The following is a 24825-nucleotide window of genomic DNA, read 5'->3' on the forward strand; positions in this document are numbered from 1 at the left end:
AGTGCTTAAGCTGTTTCAATATCAATAAAAAACCACCAAATAAGTTGGTGGTTTTGGCAAGCGTCAAATTTTAATTAATCATGAATAGGAACGACTAAAATATCGACTGGTGACTTGTTGATAAGATGTCTTGAGTAGGAAATGATTTTGCTCCAGAAATCTTGGTGATGGCCACAAATCAGCAAGTCCACTTCTTGCTCTTTGATGGTAATTTCGAGCTTATCGGCTAAATCACCAGTACCCACGAAGAAGTGTTTGAGTGGATAATCCATGTACTCACTGAATGTTCTCAAACATTCCATAGAGTGCTCATTCAGCGGCCTTTGGTCTGGGTTCTCTTTAATGTCTACGAGCTCACGATAAATTTCCCCGTGAGTTCCATCAATATGGATGAATGAAATATCGGAGTCGAGATAGTTAGCCATCGCTACGGCTCTGTCGATCAGAACTGTGCTCTCATCGGACAGTTCGAGTGCAACAAGGATATGTTTGTATTTCATTACCACGCCCTTATGTGGATTAGCTTTACTGTAAGCATAGTATGGCTTGGGCAAAATTTGTGTAGATAAGATCTCGAAATCGTTCAAAGTTTTGATAAATAATGCTGCTTGCTTTTTAGTCAGAAAACCCGCTAAACTTCGAAAATCATTTCTCTAGGAGATTACGCCAAAATGAAGAACTAAACCTGTTATCCATATTTTTACTTATTTTTTGGATCTGCAGGGTTAGTAGGCGTAGCTCACTTTCCGATATTTCTTTGCAACAAGACGACTTTTTGATTTGACGTTTATCGTCGAGCTTTACATAGAGCTTAATGCGTTTGTGCACGCGTTTTGTTGCAATCTCAAATCATAGCTACGGCTGTTGTCCCTGTCATACAGGAGGCAAATTATGCCAGTTTTACAAGCTTTTAATGTTAGCCATCAGTTTGATAATGGCGATACGCTATTCCAGTCTATTTCTTGTTCCATGACTAAACGACGTGTTGGTTTGGTTGGGCGCAATGGCATCGGTAAGTCACTTTTGGCTTCAATTTTGGCGGGAGAAACTCAGCCTTCCAGCGGTGTAGTGACTTTTCCCTCTTCTTTCATGATGTATCGCCAGCAGCCGTCTGATTTGCTTTCAGGTCAGCAATCGATCGCCCAGTTTCTGGGAACTGACTCGGTCTTGCATGCTTTAAAGCAGATTGAACAAGGTGATGTTTCTGAGCATTGGTTCGAACTGGTTGGCGAACAGTGGGATATTGAACTGAAACTCAAACAGCAGCTTGCTGCGATGGGCTTGCCGCAAGACCCTGATTTCTCATGTGCTCGGCTCAGTGGTGGTCAGTTGGCGCGTTTGCAGTTATGGCAATTGTTTGAAAACGAAGCGGAGCTTTTGATTCTCGATGAGCCATCCAATCACCTCGATACCGAGGCGAAACAATGGCTGATAGAGTCTATGACGCATTTCGGCGGCGCGATTTTACTCATCAGTCACGATCGTGAGCTGCTGCGATCAATGGAGGAAATTTGGGAACTATCGGGCCTAGGTTTACAGGTTTTTGGTGGAAATTACGATGTGTATGCCGAGCAAAAACGCACTGAGCTACAAGCGATCGAAAGGCAGTTAGCGCAGGTCGATAAACAGAAAAAACGGTTAGCTGAGCAAGCCCAGAAAAATCGCGAAAAAGCTGACCAACGCGCCGCGCAAGGGAACAAACTGCGCAAAGACGGCAGTCAGCCCAAAATTTTGCTTGATGGCAAAAAGGATAGCGCGACCGCCAGCACATCAAATCGCAATAAGAATGAGCAACTCAGACAAGTGCATTTACAAGCCAAAGAGCGGGCGTTGCAATCGCGACATGAGCAGCTCAAAGCGCAAAAGCTTTATCTTGCAGATAATCCGAACCGTTCGAGAAAAGTGTTGTCGATACAAGAAGGTATATTGCCTTTTGGGGATTCTACTCCTATCACTTTGCAGATTTTTGCGAACGATAAAGTCCATCTCAAAGGGAAAAATGGCTGCGGAAAGTCAACCTTGTTAAAGACGTTGCTTGGCGAGTTGTCGTTTCTGAGAGGTGAGCTGCAAGTGAATACTCCCTTGTATTATCTCGACCAACACTTTGGCGCAGTGAATCCAAATCTTTCGTTACTTGAGAACGTAATGGAGACTTGCCAAGAGATGACGGAAAGTGAAGCGAGAGCCTTACTGGCGGGGATCGGTTTTCGTCGAGACGCTGTGTTTCGGTTGGGATGCGTACTAAGCGGTGGCGAGAAGATGAAGCTCGCAATGCTGATCGTCAGCCATCAACACTCCCAGCCTTTGCTGCTGCTTGATGAACCAGATAACCATCTCGACCTCGAGTCAAAAATAGTGCTTAGTCAGGCGTTAAATACATACAAAGGTGGATTTGTTCTGATTAGTCACGACCAAGATTTTGCTTCTGAGTCTGGGGTTTTGCGTCAAATCGAACTGAATTAGACGAAAGAGAGTAAACGCCATCGTTGCTCTTCAGCGTTGTTCCTAAGCTCTACACCCCCACTTACCGATATGTAGAATTGGCAGGAAATGAGGGTGTTAGGATGGCTTTCACAACTCGTTTAATGAAATTAGATTCATTTTGTCGATATATAGTAGAGTTCTGATGTATTGCACAAAAAGACAACAGAAAAATAAAAAGGAATTTCATGAAAAAGAACACCCTAGCACTCGCAACGGCTCTCGCACTCGGAAGTGTGTTGTCTGCGGCGCATGCAAATGAAGCGGCGCAGTCGTCGGTTGAACAGGTAACCCCGAAAGCCATCACGTATCCAACCACACAAAAAGTGGATGTTGTCGATGACTACTTTGGTACAAAAGTGAGTGATCCTTATCGCTGGTTGGAAGACGATCTCAGCCCAGAAACCGCAGAATGGGTGAAGGCACAAAATGCAGTGACGTTTGATTATCTGTCGAAAATCCCTTACCGCAAGCAGATTGAAGAGCGCATTACTAAGTTCATGGATTACGAAAAACAAAGCCAACCGTTCAAAGAGGGTAAGTTCACTTACTTCTACAAAAATGACGGGTTACAAAACCAAGACGTGCTTTATCGGCAGCTAGGTGATGGTGAAGCAGAAATTTTCCTCGATCCAAATACTTTTAGTGAAGATGGCACCACATCGTTAGCGGGAGTGAGCTTTTCACGAGATGGATCTTTAGTTGCATACAGCATTTCGGAAGGCGGTAGCGATTGGCGAAAAGTCATAGTTCTAGAGACAGAAACCAAAAAGCCCGTCGGCGAAACGCTGGTGGATATTAAGTTCAGCGGCATCAGTTGGCTCGGCAATCAAGGCTTCTATTACTCAAGTTATGACAAGCCAAAGGGGAGTGAACTTTCCGCGAAGACGGATCAACACAAGCTCTACTTTCATAAGCTTGGGACGAAACAAAGTGAAGACCAGCTGATTTTCGGCGGCTTTGAGGAAGAGAAATACCGTTATGTTGGCGGCTATACGTCGGATGATGAACGCTACTTGTTTATCTCAGCCAGCATATCGACATCGGGTAACAAACTGTTCTTTAAAGATCTGAGTAAGCCAAACAGCCCGCTTAAAACCATTTTAGATAACACCAGTTCTGATACTTGGGTAATAGACAACCAAGGCACGAAGCTGTACTTGGTTACGAACCTTAATGCACCGAACAAACGCGTCGTGACGGTGGATGCGAGTCAGCCGCAGCCCAAAAACTGGAAAGATTTGATCCCTGAAACAAAGAACGTGTTACGCGTTTCTACCGCGGGTGGCAACTTGTTTGCGAGTTATATTGTTGATGCGATCTCGATGGTGAAGCAATACGACATGAACGGCAAACTCATTCGAGAAATCAAATTACCTGATATTGGCAGCGCATACGGTTTCTCGGGTAAAAAAGAAGAAACCGAGGTCTATTATTCTTTCACCAACTACAAGACGCCAAGCACTACGTATCGTCTGAACATCAAAGATGGTGATAGCGAGGTGTACTACAAATCTAAAGCGCCATTTGACCCTGCTTTGTATGAATCTCGCCAGGTGTTTTACACCTCAAAAGACGGAACAAAAGTGCCGATGATCATCACCTATAAAAAAGGGACACCGATGGACGGCAGTGCACCAACCATCCTATATGGTTATGGTGGTTTCAACATCAGCCTCACACCATCTTTTAGCCCGACACGTGCGGCTTGGCTGGAGCTTGGTGGTGTTTACGCGGTAGCGAACATTCGTGGCGGTGGGGAGTATGGTAAAGAGTGGCACAACGCTGGCATTCAAATGCAAAAGCAAAATGTGTTTGATGACTTTATTGCGGCGGCTGAATTTCTAATTGATGAAAAGGTAACGTCATCAAACAAGTTAGCCATTAACGGTGGATCGAATGGTGGCTTGTTAGTGGGGGCTGTTATGACGCAACGTCCAGAGTTGTTTAAAGTGGCGCTGCCAGCAGTCGGCGTACTGGACATGCTGCGTTATCATACTTTTACCGCAGGTGCTGGTTGGGCGTATGACTACGGCACGGCAGAGCAAAGTAAAGAGATGTTCCAATATCTGAAAGGTTATTCGCCAGTGCACAATGTAAAAGCGGGGGTGGAATACCCAGCGACATTGATTACAACGGGTGATCATGATGATCGTGTTGTTCCTGCTCACTCTTACAAATTTGCTGCTGAGTTGCAGTCAAAACATGCGGGTTCAAATCCGACCTTGATTCGCATCGAAACCAATGCAGGGCATGGTGCTGGCACACCAACGCGTAAAATAATTGAGACAAATGCAGATATTTATAGCTTTGCACTGTTCAATATGGGAATAGAGAAACTGCAATAGTGCGAATCGTTTGCGTTTTTAGTTAACGAAATGCATTGGTGCTTTTGCACTCGAAAATAAAAGGGAATCACAGAGTGTGATTTCCTTTCAATTTATTGTGGAGTAACTATTCTAAATTGACCGCAAGGCTAATTAAATTAAGGTATTTGCAATTTATTACAACTCTCTTCTTTACCTGAAGAGTAATATGCGATAAAAATAAAACTTGATCGCGATCACCTAACACCATTGCACTCCTTATTTATATGGTAAATTTAATTAATCATTTGTTCTAATGATAATTGAATTTTCATAAGTTTTAATATTCCCTTCTTCGTAAAGCTTACCAAATTTCAAGTTATATAAGATATAAGTAGCAGTGATTGAACTTTTACGACGCTTTATTTTATTTTAATTAAAACGTCTAATGTTTCATCATTATTAAATTTGCTTTGATAATTTATATTATCCAAAGCGAGTTGTGTTGCTTGCTATTTATGATGACCTCATGACGTGAATAATTTTATAATCATTAAAATGGATACAGTTTTATGAATTTAGTGAAACCGTCTGTTGTTATCATGGCAGCAGCCCTTCAACTCGCGTCTTCTGTTTATGCTCAGACAAATAATGACGAAGAACTACAAGATATGTCTGACCCACTTGCGGTTTACACCCAAGCTGGCTTTGGTATTACTGACAAAGGCGCGAACATCAAAATCGGTCAAACTTACCAATCTAGCCAGCCTGGCACCATGGCGATGAACATCATCGAAATGAAAGGCATTGGTGGTGAGCTATTTGGCATTCGCGACAATGACGATCCAATGTATGCCAATGTTGATGACAGCATTGACTCTTTCCGACTACGTAATTTCCAAGTAGAAGTCGCAAAAGGTCTAGGCCGTCAATTGGATGTAAACTACGATGTTGATAACGATAAATTAGATGCATCTTATAGCTTTATTCAAGGTCTACCTAAGTTTGGTATGTTGCAGCTATTTCCTTTAGCTGGTGCGGGTGTCACTATTGCTAATGATTTTAGTGGTGATGACAAAGGTTACGAAATTCCAGGTACTTTCACCGTTGTCGGTATGTACTCAAAAATTGAATTAACCGATAAAATCTGGATTAACTACAACCCAATGTATATGCATACATTGTCAGGGTCTAGTCAATATAAAGATACTTATTACGCGGGCGAAGATAATATCTTAACTCATGAGTTTGCGTTGTCTTATCAAATTAATCCTCGCGCAAATATTCGTTACTTTGCAAACTGGAATGAGCACGTTAATTTCGGTGATGGTGATCACCGTATCGAATTTAACTACCAATTCTAACTCACTCGTTTATTTCCAGAATAGAAAGTGTGTTTATCCATATATTTAAATATTTAGGCTAGGGCACTTTCTACATAAAGTAGGTTTATCATGAAAGCCAAATATAAATTTGCGTTGGTATCTATTGCTATATCTTCTGCATTACTATCAGGATGCAAAACTGGCGATATCGCAACGAAAACTGCCCAAGCACCCTCTGTTGAAACCGTTACCCTAACCGAAACAAAAATCACTCCTTATCATACTTTTATCGGTCGAACTGAAGCGGTAAATGACGTTGATATTATGCCTCGAGTCGGTGGCGAATTAACCGCGATTCATTTTAAAGATGGCGATATGGTCGAAAAAGGCCAATTGCTGTTTGAAATCGACGACCGCCCTTACAAAGCGGCACTGGCGTATGCAAAAGCGTCGTTGCAAAAAGCAAAAGCACAACTCGTTCAAACTACGCGTGATGCAGAACGTGTGAAGAAACTCATCAAAGATAAAAGCATCAGTGAGCAGCAATACGATGACGCCATTGCCGCGCACGCCGCAGCGATTGCTTCGGTAGAAGAGGCGAAAGCGACGCTGGTTTCAGCAAGACTCGATCTTGAATTTAGCTCTGTGCGTGCTCCTTTCTCTGGCCGCGTGGGTTTCAGCAACTTCCGAGTGGGTGACCGTATTTCGAAAATTCAACTCGTTCCTCTTGTTTCGATCACTCAAATCGACCCAATTCGCTTTGGCTTTGATGTGGATGAGAAGCTCTACCGCCGCGTAAGAAGTGCGATTGATGTGGCTCATCGTAACGATGACAAACTGGATGTTGATTTAACACTGACGCTTTCAGACGGCTCATTGTATCCGCTTGATGGCAAGATCTACGCCGTTGGCAACAAGATCGATTTAGAAACAGGTTCAATTCGAGCAGAAGCACAATTCGATAACCCAACTTACGCGCTTATGCCGGGTGAATATGGCAACTTGACCATCAAGCTGCGCAACAAAACCATTGATGGTTTGCTTATCCCATCGGCGGCTGTTCAACAAGACCAAGCGGGTGACTACGTCATGGTGGTTGGTGATGATCACGTGGTGTCTCGTCGTAACGTTGAACTCGGTCAGACCTACGGTGTGAAACGTGCTGTGCTGACTGGTTTGGCGGCTAACGAAAAAGTCATCGTCAATGGTCTTCAAAAAGTGCGTCCGGGTGCAACGGTGAAAGACGTTGAACTACAGAGTGAACAAGGCTGAGTGAGTACTGATGTTAAGTAAATTTTTCATTCACCGGCCGAAGTTTGCTTTGGTGATCTCACTGGCGATGACATTGATGGGTATGATCGCCCTGAAAGTCTTGCCAATTTCTGAGTATCCTCAAATCTCTCCAACGGTAATTACGGTGAGCACCATGTATCCGGGTGCAAACGCGGACGTGGTTAAAAAGACGGTAGCACAACCGATAGAAGCCAAAGTCAACGGCGTTGAAGACATGATTTACATGTCTTCTGTGATTGGTAACGATGGCTCATACACATTGCGTATTTACTTCCGAGTGGGCGCAGATGGCGATATGGCGCAGGTTCGTGTGAACAACTTGGTGGCACAGGCGACGTCGTCTCTACCACAAGAAGTAAACCAAATCGGTGTGACGGTTAAGAAGAAATCTTCCGACATGCTGGGCGTTATCACACTGCGTTCTCCGAAACAGTCTTACGACAGTATCTACCTTTCTAACTATGCGGATCTCAATATCGTTGAGCGTCTAAAACGTATCGAAGGTATGAGTGACATTACGCTGCTGGGTAAGAAAGACTACTCAATGCGTATTTGGTTGAACCCAAATAAACTGGCCACCTTGAAGCTTTCTGCTAGCGATGTTATTGGCGCAATTAAAACGCAAAACATCCAAGTGGCGGCGGGTAAGATCGGTGGTATGCCAGCTCCGGGTGACCAGCAATATCAATATGTTTTGCAAACCAAAGGCCGCCTTACTTCTGCGGAAGAGTTCGAGAACATCATCATCCGCGCGAGCAAGAAAGGTTCTTTGATTCGCTTGAAAGATGTGGCTCGTGTCGAAGTTGGCGCACAAGGTTACGAAGCTGATGGTCGTATGAATAACGAACCAGCCGCCGTTCTGGCCTTGTACCAGTTGCCGACAGCGAACGCGCTAGACGTGATGGAACGCGTGAAAGAGGCCATGAAAGAGTACGAGAAATCGTTCCCAGATGATTTGGTCTACGACATCGCTTATGACTCTACCGAATACGTAGAGACATCGATTGATGAAGTGTACGAGACGCTGGTGATTGCGGTACTTCTTGTAACCTTCGTTGTGTACGTTTTCTTGCAGAACTGGCGAGCGACCATCATTCCAACCTTAGCGATTCCGGTTTCCATCATTGCGACGTTCGCAATCATGGGCGTGATGGGCATGACCATTAACACGATCTCGTTGTTTGGCTTGATCCTCGCCATCGGTATCGTGGTGGACGATGCGATCATCGTGGTAGAGAACGTGGAGCGGGTTATCCATGAAGAGCATTTAGACCCGATTCCGGCCACGATCCAAGCTATGAAAGAAGTGACGGGGCCAGTATTGGCAACAACGCTTATTTTGTTGGCGGTATTCGTACCGGTTGCGCTATTGCCGGGTATTTCTGGTCGAATGTTCAACCAGTTCGCGGTCACCATCTGTGTGTCGGTGCTGATCTCTGCGATCAACGCATTAACGTTAACGCCAGCGCTTTGTGCGTTGATGTTGAAATCTACTCACTCGCAACCTATTGCGCCTTTGCGTGCGTTTAACCGCGGTTTTGAAGCAATAACGCGCAAATATCAAGGCTTAGTTGGCTTCTTGAGCCGCCGCATTGTGCTGAGTGTCGGTGTTTATGGCGTGCTTATTGCGGGGCTGGCATTTGCGTTCATGACCGTACCTTCTTCTTTCGTACCGAACGAAGATAAAGGCGTGTTCATGGTCGAAATGCGTTTGCCAGACGCAGCTGCATTGCAGCGTACGGCACCATTAATGAAGAAGTACGTTGATGAGCTAAAACAGATGGAAGGTGTGGAGAACGTGGTTTCGGTTGCGGGTTTCTCGGTAATTAACATGGCGTCGATTCCAAACTCGGGCATGTTGATCATCAAACTGGATAACTGGAGCAAACGTAAAGACCCTGAGCTACACCAACGCGCGTTGATGAATAAAGTTAACCAAATGCTGAACTCAACGCCAGATGCCGCTTCGTTCGTTTTCGCGACGCCGGCAATCAAGGGCATGGGTGCGGTGGATGGTTTCAACCTTGTGTTGCAAGACAACTTGGGTCGTTCTCCACAAGAGTTGGCAAAAACAACCGCTGATTTTGTTGCCCAAATCAACCAACTGCCTGAAGTGGCACGTGCGTTCTCGATTTTCCGCGCGAATATTCCGCAACGTTACATCGATATTGATCGCGATAAAGCGATTTCGATGGGCGTACCGTTGAATGAAATCTTCAGCACACTGCAAGCACAGTTGGGCGGTGCCTACATTTCTGACTTCAACTTGTTTGGTCGTTCGTACCAAGTGAAAGTGCAAGCAGAAGAGCAATACCGTGACAACATCGACGACATCAACCATCTGTTTGTTCGCTCAAGCTCTGGAAAAATGGTGTCACTGGCAACGCTAGTGAAAGTGAAGCCGATCTTCGGCCCTGATACTTTGTCGAACTACAACATGTTCAGTTCTGCAACCGTGAACGGTGCGCCAGCGCCAGGCTACAGCTCGGGTGATGTTGTAAAAGCCATTGAAAAACTGGCTGCAGAATCTTTGCCAAGTGGTTACTCGTACGAGCGGTCAGGCATGACTTACCAAGAGATGAAAGCAGGCAACATGGCACCAATCGCGTTCGCACTGTCTTTGCTGTTCACCTACTTGTTCTTGGTGGCTCAGTACGAAAGTTGGACTATTCCTGCTGCGGTAATGATGGCGGTTCCAGTCGCGATTCTCGGCGCTATGGGCACGCTACTGCTGGTGGGACAACCGTTCGATTTGTACGTGCAGATTGGTGTGGTCATCTTGATCGGTATGTCCGCCAAAGTGGCGATTCTTATCGTGGAATTTGCCAAAGTTCTGCGAGAAGAAAAGGGCTTATCCATCATTGATGCTGCCAAAGAAGCTGCTCGAATCCGTTTCCGAGCAGTACAGATGACCGCATTCGCCTTCATCTGGGGGGTATTCCCGTTGGTGATTGCATCGGGTGCTGGTGCGGCATCTCGTCATTCACTGGGCTTTGCAGTATTCGGCGGCATGATTCTCTCTACGTTTGTAGGCACGTTACTGACGCCAGTGTTCTTCGTGATGATGCAATCTCTGCGCGAGAAGTTTAAGCGAAAGAAACCCACTGAACTTGAGGTGAGCGAGCAATAACGCTGATTTCAACTGACTGACTCCACAACACCCCCACGCTGTATGCGATTGGTCAATGTCTTTCATTGATATACAACCACCGTCGCAGCGTGGGGGCCCCAAACAATAATAGGTTTTAGCATGAAAAATCTTTCAAAAATCGTCGTAGCGAGCTCTCTACTGACGTGTGCTGCTGCGCAAGCGGGTGGGTTATACCTTTACGAAACTACAGCATCGGATATTGGTTTGGCATCCGCTGGTATGGCGGCTCGTGCGCAAGATGCCTCAGTAATGGCAGCAAACCCGGCTGGTCTGGCGAATGTTTCTGGTAAATCTTTCTCTGGTAACCTGATTGGCCTTTACGGTGACGCGCAACTAGACACGATGACTGGCGACGCGGGCAACGTGATTGGTTTTGTTCCTATGGCGTCGGCATTTTACAGCCAACAAGTGAACGACAAATGGACGCTGGGTATTGGTCTGTATGGCAACTACGGTCTTGGCCTCGAGTACGAAGGCCTTTTGGGTGATCATTTAGATATTCCTACAGCAACGACACAAGCCTTGACCATTCAACCTTCCGCTTCTTACCGCATCAATGATCACTGGTCTGTGGGTGCGGCGCTTGGTATTCAGTACGGTATGTATGAAGTAGAAGCGGAAGGGACGTTGGCTAGCTCTGACATGCATAAAAAATACTTAGACGAAGACCAAGATACTCAAGTCAACGGCCGAGTAGGTGTGCTTTATGAGGCAACATCAGGCACGCGTCTTGGTCTGTCTTACTCTTCTGAAACCGAATTTGAATTCGATAACAGCAACTCCATTGCTCCACAACAACTTATCTTCAGTGCTTACCACGAATTGAATGATGACCTAGCGGTGATGTGGAACGTGAACTGGCAAGACTGGAGCGAATACACAACCACGCTGAACGTAGAGACACAAGACACTTACCAAATCGCATTGGGTACTCAGTACAAACTGAATGAAAAAATGATGTGGAATGCAGGTTTTGCATTCGATACCAGCATGTATGAGAGCCAATCAAACGGTGATATTACCGTTCCTACTGGCAAGGCGTACCGCATTGGTACAGGCATTGATTACACATTGGATTCAGAAAACTCAATTGGTTTCGCGTTTGAAGCGATCTTGATGGAATCGTCAGAAACGCCAAGCTTACAAGCTGGCTTTGATGAGCCTGCTCTGTACTTCATGAGCATGAGCTACAACTGGAAAAACTAATCATTCCTAATCGCTAAAACGCCTTCCTTACAGGCCATTCTACCCTAACTACCTGCACTGGATGCTGTCACGCCATCTAAGGTAGTTAGGGCGCTTCTGTTACATCCAGTGAGTGATGATTCAAAAAGTATCTGCGCAGCTAAGTGCGGGTATTCAACATCTCAAAGGACTAAAAATGAAAAATAAACTAGCGTTAGTGTGTACGACTTTGTTGGTCAGTACGCTGGCTCATGGTGCCGAGCACCGAGTAAAAGACAATAAAAACAAGTTGGCGGATGACCCAACAAAAGTCATTACGAAATTTGGCGCGTCGTACGCAAACAACTACGATTTTGATGATCAAAACATCTCATTCTCGGGCTCACTTGCGCTTGACCAAGCGCGCAAAATTAACCTGCGTATCAATGATGATGCGAGCGAGTGGCGTATTGGTGGCTCGTGGTTGTTTCCGGTCGGTATCGTGAACTTCAACTTCGGTAAAAATGAATACGTAAACGGCGCGGATCAAACCAACTACAGCGTTGGTACCTTTATGCCGCTAAGTTATTTCGGGATTGAGCCAGCAGGCTTCCAAATTTTCCCAATGGCAGGCTATACGTACAACACTGGTGATGTTCCTGTTTGTGACGGTGCAGCAGGCAGCAACTGTAGCGAGCCTAACTTTACGGGCACTCCAAGTGCAGAGAATGGCTTCAATATGATGAGCTCTTCAGGCAGCAGCGGTTACGTTGGTGCATTTGCGCTGAAATCGTTTACCAAAGAGCTGACGTTAATCAGCTCGCAGCAGGCACTTACGGCTCAGAAAACAGTGAAGGAGAGAACTACAAAGGCTTCTTTGGTGGTATCGGCCTTGGTTATCTCGTGAATAAACGTCACTCGTTTAACGTAATGACGTTTGTCATGGACAACAACACCTATTTAGATGAGGCAGATAGGCGCGTCGCATTATCTTACCAATATCAATTTGAGTAAATTGAAAACGCAGCAACGATGGCTGCGTTTTTACTTTGATGGAATAAATTAGTGAATCGCGTTCTTTTCTTCGATCTTTTTCTGATATTGGTGTTTTAATATATACATGCGCTTAACATCGCTATAGGCTCCGTTAATAAAGTATTCTTCTACTAAATGGCCTTCTTCAATAAAACCACATTTCTTATATAAATGAATAGCGACTTCATTATCCACTGCGACCAATAAGTATATTTTACGTAGATTAAGAATCGAGAAGGAGTAATCCAATGCACGATTAATCATCTCTGTCGCATAACCTCGTCCTTGATGTTCTGGGGCGATGATTATCTGAAACTCAGCGCTTCGGTGAATGTAGTTGATCTCAATAAGTTCGACCAATCCAATCACTATGCCGTCTTCATCTTCAACCACAAAGCGTCTTTCTGCGTCATCATGTATATGTTTTCGGTACAGTTCTTCGAGCTCATCATAAGATTCATAAGGCTCTTCGAACCAGTAGGCCATGATATTTCGGTTGTTATTTAGTTCGTGAATAAAGCGCAAATCAGAGCGTTCTAGTGCACGCATTTTTAGGCCTTTCTTCATCATTTATCTCCAATGAGGCGGAGTAAACCTCCGCAATTGATGCTAGAAAATCTTAACGTATTTAACAAGAATAGCGCATCTGTTTTTGGGAAATATTGTGGTTTTTTCAATATGGAAACTTAGAGTTCACGCCAAATAAAAATTAATCTTTACGATAAAAAATTAGATTAGGTGGTTTGCCTAATATCATATTAAATACCGCGCAACGACTTAGTGTCTTAATCTAAATAAACAAGGTATTCAATATGTTTTCAATCGGTGACGTAGTAGTAGCGACTAAAGGTATCGATCTTGGCGAAATGGTTGTTACAGGTTTAAGCAGTGGCGGTTTTTACACACACGTAAAAGCAGGCGAGAAAACGCTAACTTACCCAGCTAAAGATCTTAAGAAAGCATAATTAAATTTGCTCACTCTTATTTCTAAACTGGCTTAAAGTTCGTATTACTTATTTTAGGCGGGTTAGAATTTATAAAAGGTAGCGCAACAAGTCGCTACCTTTTTTATCACTCTCTTTTCTAGTTTTCTTCTGTTTTATGAACCTCAACACGGTTTCTACCGGTTTCTTTGGCTTTGTAAAGGGCTAAGTCGGCGCGTTTTACGAGTGGTTCAAACGAGTCATCCAAGCTACAGACTTGAGTTACACCAATACTAGCGGTAAAGCTCATATCACGACCTGAGTGTTGAATCGTCGTAGTTTCTAGCGCATTGCGGATCGTTTCTAATGTGTTTAGGGCTTCTTGCGATGACCGGCTTCTTAGTACGATGGCAAACTCTTCACCGCCAACTCTGGCAAGTAAGTCACAGTCAAGTAGATGACTTTGAATGGTGTTGACTGCATGGATCAGCGATTTATCGCCAGCATCATGACCAAACCGATCATTAAGGCTCTTAAAGTTGTCTAAATCTAGAATAGCAACATGGAAGTCAATGCCTTGGGTACGGTATTCAGTCAGGCGGCTTTCGATTTGTCGCATGAATTCTCTGCGGTTTGGAATGCCAGTCAGATCATCCGTTGTGGCAAGATGCTCCATTTTCATAATTTGTATATGAAGAGCAATGTTTAAAGCAATCCAGTTAGCAATGCACTGAAGCTGTGCCGCTTGTTCGTTTGTGTAAGTGTGCGTTTGGTGATGTGCAACATTAAGCGTGCCCAAACAGACTTTACCGTGCATTAAAGGCGCATCCATACACGTCCCCATGCCATTGGATGCCAGCATCACACAATCGACCTCATCAGATTGAGTGACATCGTCACAGATCATCAGTTGTTGTTTTTTGAACACTCGGCCAACAAAAGCTCGGTGAATAGGTACCAAGAATTCAGCCGGAATCGCTTTATTACCAGAGAAAGAGTAGACCTTTAGATGATCATCATTTTCATAAAGCGTGATACTCGCGCGGTCAGAATTGAATATACGATTTATCCATTCTGCGACAGTATCGAGCACCTGCTGCAATGTTTCCGATTGAGCTAAAAAGTGAACAAACCCTATCGGCATACAGATCGGACTTTCCATGTTCTGCATCGATAAGTCATCAGGGTTAAAAGTTCTTTCAAGTCTCAATAGACATCTCCTTGCGATGTTGCAAATACCAACAATAAGTTACACGAAGCTATTTTCAAGAAAAATGCGTTCCTACGTAAGATTATGGTTTATTTATCGCCATCTATGTGTGTTCAATTGCTTAATGTGGGCGTTAACTCACGCCTAAATGAATAAATGTTATACCTATTTATAAGTAAGTCATTACTCAATAAGGGGTGTTTTTGAGGTAGAACCAAAGAATAAGAAGCCCTTCAGGGAAGAGAAGGGCAAAGAGGGTGAACTTAGGAAAGTAAATACGTAAGCAGTGAATTAATTATCTTTGTATTTCTGTAAAATCAACTGACTGATTTGCGCGATGAGCTGGTCTCTGGCTTGAAGTGATAGCTCGGTTTCTGTGACATAGATACTAATGTAAACAGGACGATGGTTTTCCTTCCATATGATTGCGTTAATACCGCGCGAACCGTGACCACCCGCACCAGAGCGGTCGGCGATAGACCAACCTGTTGGTAATACTGAACGCATTAACGAGTCTGAAACCTTGTTGTCCTGCATCCAGATTTTTAATTGCACGCGAGACTCGTAAGACAACGTTTCTCCTTCAATCAAGGTTCGCAGAGTGTTTACCATGGCGTTAGGTGTGGTTGTGTCGCGGTTGTCTCCCGGTGTCGCTTCGTTCAAACGTGGTTCTAATCTATCTAGGCGCGTCGCTTTATCACCAATAGTTCGCAGAAACATTGTCACGGCCTTAGGACCGCCGATTTCATTCAATACTAAGTTGGCAGCAGTATTATCACTCATCAACATCGCGGCTTCACAAGCGTGCTCTACGCGTGTGTTTTGGCCTGCGAGTTTGTCCATCACTGGAGACCACACAACGATGCTGCGCTCATCGACTTTCGCGGTCGCATTTTTACTTAGCTTACCGCTGTCCATATCACTTAGCATTGTGGCGCAAGCCAAGGTTTTGAATGTGCTCATGAGTGGGAAGCGCTCATCGCCGCGGTAATCCCAGCGCTCATCGGTTTGCGTATCCCAAACCGAGACTCCAATTCTGCTTGAGGTTTGTTGTTCGATGAGAGAAATGTCTTCATTCAGTTGGGATGCGTAACTTAGGGTTGAGCAAACCATTAGCCCAGCTAACAAAAATAACTTTTTCATGCGTCGTGTTCTTCATTTTGGTTTTGGTTCGCACTGTGGCGATGTTACGCAAACTATAACGAGCGAATACTCTAACCACTGTTAAATCCATGTCGATTTTTTGTAGGATTCTGCGCAATACCTCCAAGTTTGTTATTGACCTTAAGTATATTGAGGGTTTACTCAACTTTACGAATATTGACGTTGCATTACGCTAGAAAAACTAAACTAGAGTTGTCGTCAATTTGAGAGTGATGTTCATGAAAACTGTACGAAATTTTTTATGGATGATAGTTGCCGCCGTGTCTGTGTTGTGGTGGATGAGTGAACCGCAACTGCTGTCCTCGACCCAATTCTTCCAATGGCGCTCCGCGCTTATTCAATATTCTGGTGTTTTGTCGTTAGCTTTGATGTCTATTGCGATGGTGCTGGCGCTGCGCTTACCTGTGATAGAGCAATGGGTTCATGGCATGGACAAGGCATATCGAGTACACAAGTGGTTAGGTATAACAGGCGTCAGTTTGGGTGTGATCCATTGGCTTATGTATAAAGTGCCGAAGTGGCTCGTTGCTGCTGGTTGGTTGGAAAAACCAGTAAAACACACTGGAGCAGGGCCATCAGGCAATAACTTCGTTGGTTTGGAGTTATGGGTTAAAGAACTGCGTGATGTAGGCTTGGATTTAGGTGAGTGGGGCTTTTATTTGCTATTGGTATTGCTGGCAGTGTCACTCTGGACTGTTGTTAAATACAAACCGTTTAAGTTATCCCATCGCTTAATGGCTGTGGTGTATTTGATGGTTGCCTTGCATTCGGTCTTATTGATAAAGCATGCATACTGGGGCGATCCCATTCATTTTGTCGCTTTTGGTTTTGCATTGATGGGCTCTGCGGCTGCCGTTTATAGCTTGTTTGGCTTTGTCGGACGAGCGAATCGCTATCCCGCCAAAGTGGTGTCGACTCGCTACTTCCCTCAAGCGCGAGTGATGGAGCTGGTTTTGGCGCCAGGCAATAACGGTAAAGGAAAACCTTGGCAAGGACACAAAGCCGGGCAGTTTGCTTATGTTCGTTTTGGTAATGAAGATCCGCATCCGTTTACGATTGTTTCAGGTGAGCACGATCCAGAGATTCGCTTTTTGATCAAAGAGCTAGGCGATTTCACGACCAATTTGTACCAGCGTGTGAAAGCGAGTGATGAGGTTGTTGTTGAAGGGCCGTATGGACGTTTAGAGTTTGATGTCAACAAGCCGCAAGTTTGGATTGCTGGTGGTGTCGGGATAGCGTCGTTCTTTGCCATCTTATCTTCATTGAAAGCGTTAAAAAGACATCCGCCAGTGCATTTGTTTTATTGCACACGTGGCTTAGATAGTCATTTAGTGGATGAACTATGGAATGCCGCGCGTCAGGCACAAGTGAAACTGAACGTGATAGATACTGCGGTTTCACCTCGACTTAATGTTGAACAAATTGCGAAGGAATGCGGCGATTTATCGCGTTATGAGTTTTATTTCTGTGGACCGGAGGTATTTTCTCGAACCCTGAAAAAAGAGTTAGAGGCATATCGTTTTGATACAGAACATCACTATCATGAAGAGCTGTTTGTGATGCGATAATCTAGTATTTGGGGTGAAATAAAAAGGAGCTGAATCAGCTCCTTTTTATTTACATTTAACGTCTAAGAACCGTGTGAATGCGTAAATCCGGTTTCACTACAGTTCCACTTTTTTGACCATGCCGGCCTCTGCATGTCCGGGGATATTACACGCGAACTCTACATTTTTATCGCCATGGAAGTGCCACAGGAGTTGTTTTGCTTTGCCTGGTTCAACAGTGACAGCATTGCCGGAGTCATGCATGTGATCGCCAGACATGGTTTTCATCATTTCACGATGTTTAAGCTGTTCTTCTGCTGAGCCAATGGTAAATTCGTGATTGATTTTGCCTGTATTCATTACCACAAATTGCACCACATCATCCGGTTCTATTGTCACGTCTTTTTTGAATGTAATTTTCATATCATCCGTTAAGAGTACATGAACGACTTTGTCTGGTTTTGCGCCATTTGCAGGCATACCAACCGCTGACATGCCCGGCATGCCGCTCATACCAGAATGATCCATTTTACCGTGGTCCATTTTTCCATGATCCATCGGCATATTATCCATGTTCATGGAACCGTGATCCATTTGACCATGCTCCATGTTGTCGTGGTTCATGTTTGAGTTATCCATTTGAGCAAATACGCCACCCGATACCATGGTTAGAGCAAGAGTGATAAGAGTCTTTTTCATGTTGATTTCCTTTACTATCAATGAGCTATCGCGCCATTACTCTCTGAATAATGGCGCTCGTTGTTATTTATCTTGGTGTTGAGTTGATTTCACTTCACGCTGTTTCCACAGCTTGAAGATGGCAGGTAACACAAGCAGCGTTAACAGCAGGGCAGAAGCCATGCCACCAATCATCGGTGCAGCGATGCGTTGCATCACTTCAGAGCCGGTTCCCTGTCCGTACATGATTGGAATAAGACCAATGATTACCGTTAATACGGTCATCATGACAGGCCGCACACGCAAGCCAGCGCCTTCGCGAATTGCATCTGTAAGATCCCGTGCTTGAAGTGGTCGTTGTTTCTCTTCTGCATCCAGTTTTCGGTAGTGCCACGCTTGGTTGAGATACACCAGCATGATGACGCCTATCTCCACCGCAACGCCGGCGAGGGCGATAAACCCAACCCCCACGGCAATAGAGAAGTTGTAGTTCAGATAATGCATCAGCCATAAGCCACCAACCATTGCTAAAGGCAGCGTCAGCATGATGATCAGCACCTCACCTACACGGCGAAAGCTGAAGTAAAGTAGCATCATGATGATCGCAATAGTGATTGGTACTACGACACTTAAGCGGTCTTTGGCGCGTTCCATGTATTCGTACTGACCTGACCAAGCCAGCGAATAACCCGCAGGTAATTCAAGTTGATCTGCTACTACTTGTTGTGCTTCCACGACGTATGAGCCTAGGTCACGACCTTCGATATCCACGAAAACCCAACCGTTTGGACGCGCGTTTTCGGTTTTGATCATCGGTGGACCATCTTCATAACGAATATCTGCCACGTCTGCGAGTGCGATGCGTGCGCCGTTGGGGGTTACCAGTGGTAGGTTTTGCAGTTTAACAACCGAGTCACGGTAGTCTTGCGGGTAGCGAACGTTAATCGGGTAGCGTTCCAAGCCTTCAATGGTTTCTCCAACATTCATACCCCCAACAGCGGTTGAGATGACTTGCTGAACGTCTTTGATGCTTAAGCCATATCTCGCAGCAGCGCGGCGTTTAATGTCGATTGTTACGTAACGGCCACCGGCTACACGCTCGGCATATACAGATGAGGTGCCGTGAACGCTATTAAGAATAGGTTCCAGCTGAGCACCAATTTTTTCGATCTCTTTCAGGTCTGGGCCTGCAATCTTGATCCCAATTGGCGTTTTAATACCGGTCGCTAGCATGTCGATACGCGTTTTGATTGGCATTACCCAAGCGTTGGTGAGTCCCGGAAACTGAATCAGTTCATCGAACTCTTTGCGTAACGACTCTGTCGTCACGCCTTCACGCCATTGATCGTGAGGTTTTAGCTGAATAACTGTTTCAATCATGGTGAGTGGTGCAGGATCGGTGGCCGTTTCCGCACGGCCAATCTTGCCCCAAACCGTTTTGACTTCCGGTACGGTTTTGATCAGCTTGTTGGTTTGCTGAACTAGTTCACGTGCTTTACCAATCGAGATTCCCGGATACGTAGTCGGCATGTACATCAAGTCGCCTTCATCCAATGGTGGGATGAACTCGCTACCCAGTTGACTGGTTGGATAGTAAGCTGACGCCATTAGGCCTAAAGCGATAACGATCATACTCTTAGGATACTTGAGGCTGGTATTCAGCAACGGGCGATACAGCGCAATTAAGCCTCTATTTACTGGATTCTTATGTTCTGGTAATACGTTGCCACGGATGAAATAACCCATGAGCACAGGTACGAGGGTAATTGCCAAACCTGCCGCTGCGGCCATTGCATAAGTTTTAGTAAAGGCGAGAGGGGAGAACATCTTGCCCTCTTGACCTTCCAGTGCAAATACTGGCACAAAGCTTAACGTGATGATAAGTAGTGAGAAGAACAGGGGCGCGCCCACTTCTTCAGCGGCTTTGCCAATCACTTGCCAGCGGTTCTTATCCGTGAGAGGCGTTCGTTCAATATGCTTGTGGACGTTTTCTATCATTACGATGGCACCATCCACCATAGCACCGATGGCGATGGCAATCCCCCCGAGCGACATGATGTTGGCATTAATGCCTTGAGAATGCATGACGATAAACGCGGATAAAATACCGACGGGCAAGCTCAGAGCGATCACCAAAGACGAACGGATGTGAAATAGGAAGAGGGCACAAACAATCGCCACGACAATGAATTCTTCCGCCAATTTCTTCCACAAGTTTTCTACGGCAGCGTTAATCAGCGTGGAGCGATCGTAAGTAGGCACGATTTCTACACCATCCGGTAAGCTGCGCTGTAAATCTTCCAGTTTGTCTTTAACTTTGCTGATGACTTCACTCGCGTTTTCGCCGAATCGCATGACAATTACTCCACCAACCGCTTCACCTTCGCCGTTAAGCTCAGAGATGCCGCGACGCATTTGCGGACCTAAGTTGATGTCGGCAATGTCGCCCAGTAAGAGCGGTGTACCTTTCTCTGTCACTTTGAGCGGGAGTGATTCAATATCTTCAATACTCGTTAGGTAACCTGTAGTGCGAACCATGTGTTCCGCTTCAGCTACTTCAACAACAGAGGCGCCCGTTTCCTGATTGCCGTTTTGGATCGCCATGTTCACTTGTTGCAGTGTCAGGTTGTAAGCACGTAGCTTTGCTGGGTCAATCTGAACTTGATATTGCTTCACCATACCGCCAACGGTTGCGACTTCAGAGACGCCATCGACGGTTTGCAGCTCATATTTCAAGAACCAGTCTTGCATACTACGCAGATCAGCAAGATCATGGTTGCCAGTTTTATCTTGCAGTACATAGCTGTAGACCCAACCCACTCCCGTCGCATCTGGTCCTAATGTCGGTTTTGCACTCGGTGGTAATTTAGGTGCTACTTGGCTTAGGTACTCTAAAACGCGCGAACGTGCCCAATACATGTCGGTATCATCGTTAAAAATGATATAAACATATGAGTCACCAAAAAATGAATAACCACGAACGGTTTCCGCTCCTGGTACGGCGAGCATGGCGGTTGTTAGCGGGTAAGTAACTTGATCTTCAACTACTTGAGGTGCTTGGCCTGGGTAGCTTGTTTTGATGATCACCTGAACATCAGAAAGATCCGGAATGGCGTCTACAGGTGTATTCTTTACACTGTAAAGTCCGGTTAAAACAAGCGCTAAGGTTGCGATCAAAACCATGAAACGGTTTTTGATCGACCAGCGGATTATTGCTCCAATCATAGTTAGCCCTCAACCGCTTCAAGTTGCTTCAAGACGTAGTCAGCTCCTTGTTTTTCAACTAGAAATCGGACTTTCTGACCTTCTTTGAATCCGGATAGATCCACTTCATTACCTACAGAGAAGTTCATCTCTCCTGCCTCCCAGTTCCATTCTGCAACTGGGAGATGGTTGAGAGTTATCATCCCAAAATCCGCCATCAACATGCTGATATCTCCGGTAATCCATACGTCAGTCACGACAACGCTGTCATCGGCTTTGTAGTCAACGACTTCATATTGACCGGACTCTGTTTTCTGAATTTCAAACTCGATAGCTTGGCCTTTTTGCAGAGTGCCCACATCAACGTCATCTGCGAGGGTAAAGTTCATGACCATACCCGGCCAATCCCACTCTGCTACGGGCTGATGATTAATGGTCAACATACGGTGATCTTTCATCACATCGGTGATTTCACCCTTAGCCCAAACTGTTTCTACTTTGGCTTCAGTAGGTGATGAAATACGGGATAGATCAGCCGTTTGGCTCGATTCCGAATCCAACATAAAGTGCGCAGAGGTTACGATGCGATCATCTTGAGACAGACCTTGTAGCACCTCGATTTTGTCGTCGGCTTCACGCCCAACTTTGATGCGCGTTGAGCGGTATTTACCATCGCCTTCAGACAACACGACTCGGGTCATACCGCCGGATCGAATAACGGAAGACTTAGGAATCGTCATAACTGCGTTATCAGTGACTGGTTGAAGGGCAATGTTGGCAAACATATTAGGTTTAAGATCGCCATTCGGGTTAGGGAACTTGAGGCGTACACGCAAGGTACGAGTTTTAGGATCCAGAATAGGGTATACGTAGTCGACAACCCCTTTCCATTCATTGCCTGGAATAGCATCAAGCGTCATAGTGGCGCTACTTCCTGCTTTCATCCAGTGAGCTTGGCGCTCAAATACTTCGGCATCCACCCATACATTTTCAAGTGGGCCCGCGCTGATTACCGCTTGAGCAGGGGATAGGTAACCACCTTCACGAACGTTCAAACTCGCGATGACGCCATCTTCCGGAGCTTTAATTTCAATAGTTTGCGATGCTTTCCCGCGTTGAGTGATGGCTCTGATTTGAGAACGATCAACACCCAGTGTCACTAAACGTTCTGTCGCGCCTTTTACCAGACCATTACGCCCAGTTCGGTAGGCGTTCAGCAGCTCTTCTTGTGCTTTGACTAGCTCAGGCGAGTACAGCGTGAACAGCACATCGCCTTTTTTGACCTTTTCACCCACGGCATTGATGTAAAGCTTTTCAACCCAGCCGGCCACGCGAACGTTGGTTTGCCACAAATGACTTTCGTCAAACGCGATATAGCCGACAGTTTCAATCCGAGGTGAAAGTTGCTCTAAAGAGACTTGAGCGGTTTTTACACCTAAGTTGTTTTCAACTGATGGGTCAATTTTTACCGTGCCGGGTTTGTCTTGTTCACCCGCGAGATCTTCAGCGTACACTGGGATCAAGTCCATGCCCATTGGCGATTTGCCCGGTTTGTCGCGCTTATAATTTGGATCCATTGGAGCAACCCAATAGAGTGGCTCGTTTGAGCTGCTTGCAGCGTTAGCGCCTGAGCCACTCATGTCGTGGTTTGCACCAGATAGGTACTGATTAACGCCAAACCCTAGTGCCCCGCCAACAAGCAGAGCGATGGTTGCTATCTTGATTGAATTTGAACTCATTCCTAATTCCTTATTTTCCCCATGAGGCATGACAGCGATGTTGATTGTTTATTGGTGTGCATTCGCCATCGTCCCCAAACTTGGGTTCTCTCATGTTTTGTTTTAGTTCGCGCTTGCTTCAGTCGTGATGTTGGGTGCGGATACTTGATATTCGAAACCACCCAATAAAGCCGCTAAGTTGCTGTTTACGATGTTTAAATCGGTAATAAGACGTTGCTGTTCGAGCTTTAGCGCCAGCTCGTCTGTGCTTGCCATGATCACGTCGTTAAACTGTGCGGTGTTGTTTTGATAACCCCTTTCTACCGCGTGAATACGAGCTTGAACTTGGGGAAGTAAGGTGGATTGATAACGCTCTAAACGCTGACTCAAGTTGGCGCGATCAACCAGCAATGTGTTGACCTTCGCGTTCATCTGAGTCAGTAACGTATCTTTTTGTGAGCGAGCGGCACCCACTTGATACTGGGCGGCAGCTAAGTTGCGGTCTTGGCGATTGCCAGTGAACAGGGGAATGTCCATTGTTAGATACGCGCTCACCAAATCCGATGCAGGTTCGCCTTTCATATTGTTGGCTTGACGATAGGCGTACATCACTTCCACACCGAATTGAGGCGTGTAAGCTTGCTCTGCAATGTCCACTTGAGTTTCATTGGCAGAAATACTTACGTCTGCCATTTTCACCATCGGGTGCTCACTCAACTGTTGGTAGTGCTTGGTCGTTTCGCTATTTGCAGACAACTTTTGGTTTAATGACGCCCAAGTCAGTGTGTTGCTGGCTTGAAGTGTTGAGCGTCCGTTTTGGGTATAGGTATTGAGCCAGTCCGAGCCCAACCATTCTGAGAGTTGCGAGACCAAACGGCGCTGCATTTGTGCGTTGGCTTGCAGCTTTTCATCCAACTTACTCACTTGAAGCTGTGCATTCAGTAAATCTTGCGCTTCGCTTTTGCCGATTGAGTAATTGGTTTGAATGAAGTTTTCCATTTCCGTCATGAGCCGACGGTTTTCTAGCAAAATTTGCTCTGCTTTCTGCTGATAGCCCAGCTCCAACCAAAGCTGAGTCATGCTGTTTGCCACTTCAAGCTCCCGTGCGTGAACTTGCAACGACAAACCATCGGCTTGTTGATTGGCTTTCTTTTGTTGGAGGTCGAGCGTCGAGCCACGTTCGAACTGTTGCATCAAACCGACGGAGATATTGGTCATCGGATCCTCGTCAAATTTGAAGCTATCGACAGGCAAACCACCAAAACCGACTTTCAATTTCGGGTCCATCAAGGTTGCGCTGGCTACGCCTGTTTCACGCATTGCTTCCGATTGAGCATAGAACTGCTTACGGTTGCCATCGTTACTCAACGCAACGCTAATGAGGTTTGCTAGCTCATTGGTTGACTGAGCGTGGATTGATTGAGCTTGCGCTTCTTGTTGTGCTTTCGTATTGGCTGGCGATTGTGCCACCACATTGAAAGCAGGTAGGGCAACCAGAGCCAGTGAGCATACTGGTGCCACTAAGCGATTTGGGTTGAATTCCATAATTTACATCCAAATTTATACCAAGCTCTTTTGCGTTTCGGGATCGATTGAACCGAGCGGGAGAGCGTTGGTATTTGCCAA

The 24825-nt window shown here is 45.5% G+C and carries 17 protein-coding genes; 9 read left to right on the plus strand and 8 right to left on the minus strand.

Annotated features, from left to right (window positions below; translation table 11 throughout):
- Positions 1-74 precede the first annotated feature (74 nt).
- Positions 75-500 (minus strand): universal stress protein, encoded by a 426-nt coding sequence (locus B7360_RS20645; protein ID WP_005392539.1) that lies wholly within the window; start codon positions 498-500, stop codon positions 75-77.
- A gap of 391 nt (positions 501-891) precedes the next feature.
- Here B7360_RS20645 and B7360_RS20650 point away from each other — a divergent pair, with 391 nt between their 5' ends.
- From B7360_RS20650 to B7360_RS20680, 7 genes are all read left to right on the plus strand, one after another.
- Complete coding sequence (locus tag B7360_RS20650) at positions 892-2463, plus strand: ABC-F family ATP-binding cassette domain-containing protein (RefSeq protein WP_085344507.1); 1572 nt, start codon at positions 892-894, stop codon at positions 2461-2463.
- Between the two features lie 206 nt (positions 2464-2669).
- Positions 2670-4829, plus strand: a complete 2160-nt coding sequence (locus B7360_RS20655) for a prolyl oligopeptidase family protein (RefSeq protein ID WP_085344508.1) — start codon at positions 2670-2672, stop codon at positions 4827-4829.
- Between the two features lie 530 nt (positions 4830-5359).
- Positions 5360-6151: a hypothetical protein gene (locus tag B7360_RS20660; RefSeq protein ID WP_085344509.1), complete on the plus strand. Its 792-nt coding sequence runs from the start codon at positions 5360-5362 to the stop codon at positions 6149-6151.
- A 90-nt stretch (positions 6152-6241) separates the two neighbouring features.
- Entirely contained in the window at positions 6242-7384 is a 1143-nt protein-coding gene (gene vmeP, locus B7360_RS20665) for an efflux RND transporter periplasmic adaptor subunit VmeP (RefSeq protein ID WP_005391278.1), read from the plus strand.
- 10 nt (positions 7385-7394) lie between these two features.
- On the plus strand, positions 7395-10535 hold the full coding sequence (gene vmeQ, locus B7360_RS20670) for an efflux RND transporter permease subunit VmeQ (RefSeq protein WP_085344510.1): 3141 nt from the start codon (positions 7395-7397) through the stop codon (positions 10533-10535).
- A 120-nt stretch (positions 10536-10655) separates the two neighbouring features.
- Positions 10656-11762 carry an OmpP1/FadL family transporter gene (locus tag B7360_RS20675; RefSeq protein ID WP_085344511.1) on the plus strand — a complete coding sequence of 369 codons (1107 nt, stop codon included), beginning with the start codon at positions 10656-10658 and terminating at the stop codon, positions 11760-11762.
- A gap of 175 nt (positions 11763-11937) precedes the next feature.
- Positions 11938-12627, plus strand: coding sequence for a hypothetical protein (locus B7360_RS20680; protein WP_254048140.1), 690 nt, complete (start codon positions 11938-11940; stop codon positions 12625-12627).
- A gap of 155 nt (positions 12628-12782) precedes the next feature.
- On the opposite strand, the gene speG is transcribed toward B7360_RS20680, so the two are convergent.
- Positions 12783-13322, minus strand: coding sequence for a spermidine N1-acetyltransferase (speG, locus tag B7360_RS20685; protein ID WP_041853120.1), 540 nt, complete (start codon positions 13320-13322; stop codon positions 12783-12785).
- 245 nt (positions 13323-13567) lie between these two features.
- Here speG and B7360_RS24725 point away from each other — a divergent pair, with 245 nt between their 5' ends.
- Complete coding sequence (locus tag B7360_RS24725) at positions 13568-13720, plus strand: hypothetical protein (protein WP_005375418.1); 153 nt, start codon at positions 13568-13570, stop codon at positions 13718-13720.
- Between the two features lie 118 nt (positions 13721-13838).
- Here B7360_RS24725 and B7360_RS20690 read toward each other — a convergent pair whose 3' ends face one another.
- Both B7360_RS20690 and B7360_RS20695 read right to left on the minus strand, forming a co-directional pair.
- A complete protein-coding gene (locus tag B7360_RS20690) occupies positions 13839-14888 on the minus strand; it encodes a sensor domain-containing diguanylate cyclase (RefSeq protein ID WP_006742172.1) in 1050 nt (349 codons plus the stop codon).
- 291 nt (positions 14889-15179) lie between these two features.
- Positions 15180-16031, minus strand: coding sequence for a carbenicillin-hydrolyzing class A beta-lactamase CARB-57 (locus B7360_RS20695; RefSeq protein ID WP_005391263.1), 852 nt, complete (start codon positions 16029-16031; stop codon positions 15180-15182).
- Between the two features lie 239 nt (positions 16032-16270).
- Between B7360_RS20695 and B7360_RS20700 the strand changes: the two genes are divergently transcribed.
- Positions 16271-17620: a ferric reductase-like transmembrane domain-containing protein gene (locus tag B7360_RS20700; protein ID WP_085344519.1), complete on the plus strand. Its 1350-nt coding sequence runs from the start codon at positions 16271-16273 to the stop codon at positions 17618-17620.
- Between the two features lie 96 nt (positions 17621-17716).
- On the opposite strand, the gene B7360_RS20705 is transcribed toward B7360_RS20700, so the two are convergent.
- From B7360_RS20705 to B7360_RS20720, 4 genes are all read right to left on the minus strand, one after another.
- The gene (locus B7360_RS20705; RefSeq protein WP_085344512.1) at positions 17717-18298 is read right to left on the minus strand and encodes a cupredoxin family protein; all 582 of its coding nucleotides are present in this window, start codon (positions 18296-18298) and stop codon (positions 17717-17719) included.
- A 63-nt stretch (positions 18299-18361) separates the two neighbouring features.
- A complete protein-coding gene (locus B7360_RS20710; protein ID WP_085344513.1) occupies positions 18362-21502 on the minus strand; it encodes an efflux RND transporter permease subunit in 3141 nt (1046 codons plus the stop codon).
- Between the two features lie 2 nt (positions 21503-21504).
- Entirely contained in the window at positions 21505-23220 is a 1716-nt protein-coding gene (locus B7360_RS20715; protein WP_085344514.1) for an efflux RND transporter periplasmic adaptor subunit, read from the minus strand.
- Between the two features lie 102 nt (positions 23221-23322).
- Positions 23323-24744 carry a TolC family protein gene (locus tag B7360_RS20720; protein ID WP_085344515.1) on the minus strand — a complete coding sequence of 474 codons (1422 nt, stop codon included), beginning with the start codon at positions 24742-24744 and terminating at the stop codon, positions 23323-23325.
- Positions 24745-24825: the final 81 nt, after the last annotated feature.

The organism is Vibrio sp. ArtGut-C1, from assembly GCF_002105475.1.
In the GTDB taxonomy this organism is placed as follows: Bacteria; Pseudomonadota; Gammaproteobacteria; order Enterobacterales; family Vibrionaceae; genus Vibrio; species Vibrio diabolicus.